Below are 1003 nucleotides of genomic sequence, written 5' to 3'. Positions count from 1 at the left end.
CGTTACATTAAACGACCCATGGTGGCCAAGCCAGTTTCCATAGGCCGTTAAACGTAACGCCCGTCATTATGCGTAACCCTTGAAGCCTCTACCTGGTCTGGCGTCAGTACATTTAGCTAGAGAGAAAATGGTCTGCCAGATGACAAGCCTCATGCTTCGGCTTTGCCCACTGGCAGACTCTGCACACGTGCTAAGAGAAAACCGCCAGTACGGTGAGAGCCGATATGGGAACGTATTCATCGTCGGACCCGTCATCAGGCCTAAGGAGCAATTGGCACTCTATTCCATACCCAGGTGCCGCGGCTTGAAATGCAACCACGACGGCACCGTAACGAACCACTTGAACTGAGTATTCCTGCTCATGCTGGAATTCAACGTGCCTTCCGAGCAATCCCAAAGGATCGATGCCGGAAAATGGCGAGAATGAACATGATATTTTTTCACTTTGGAGCAGGCATTGAGGCAGAATGCCTAAAGCATGGAAGCCGGTTGTCGCTGGGTATTGCGTAAAATGTGAAGCAGCCATTGTTGATCCTCCTAGATCGGTAATGGTCAGCAGGGATGGGGAGGTCAGATCTCCCCTGCCTGCATTTAATCGGCCTTAGCGCCAAATTCTTCTGTAAAAATTCGATCAAAACTTTCAGTGTAGGGAACGGCAATATCAATGCCGATCTTGCGAAGCCGTGAGCGATGAACTTGTACTTGTCTTTTGGTCAGATCAAAAGACTCACCTTCCTTCCAAAGTTGAAAGTACATAGCAGTAGTTCTAACGGAGTTGGCGTGAGTAACAACGCCTTTTTCCTGAAGCAACCGTGAGACAAGCGACATGTTCATCGGATAAACCTTTACCGTGGGAAACCACGGTAAAACTTGGCTGAATGAGCGTCAAGGAAAACTCCACAAATACCCGTGAAATTGTGGAAAATCACAATAAAGTGGGGGTGTAACAGCACCCCCACTCGCTTCGCTCCTAAAGCCATGGAGGCGTCATGCTGAAAATGTG

Annotated in this window: 2 protein-coding genes; both read right to left on the bottom strand. The window is 48.8% G+C overall.

Going from position 1 to position 1003, the window contains the following annotated elements; all coding sequences use genetic code 11:
- Positions 1-190 precede the first annotated feature (190 nt).
- A complete protein-coding gene (locus AAEZ05_RS27710) occupies positions 191-526 on the bottom strand; it encodes a hypothetical protein (RefSeq protein WP_350649734.1) in 336 nt (111 codons plus the stop codon).
- A gap of 65 nt (positions 527-591) precedes the next feature.
- On the bottom strand, positions 592-834 hold the full coding sequence (locus AAEZ05_RS27705) for a phage/plasmid replication domain-containing protein (RefSeq protein WP_350649732.1): 243 nt from the start codon (positions 832-834) through the stop codon (positions 592-594).
- Positions 835-1003: the final 169 nt, after the last annotated feature.

The organism is Pseudomonas sp. HY13-MNA-CIBAN-0226, from assembly GCF_040310305.1.
Lineage (GTDB): Bacteria > Pseudomonadota > Gammaproteobacteria > Pseudomonadales > Pseudomonadaceae > Aquipseudomonas > Aquipseudomonas gregormendelii.
Note: the sequence above shows the minus strand (reverse complement) of the source record. Positions and strands in the feature narration are given on the sequence as shown.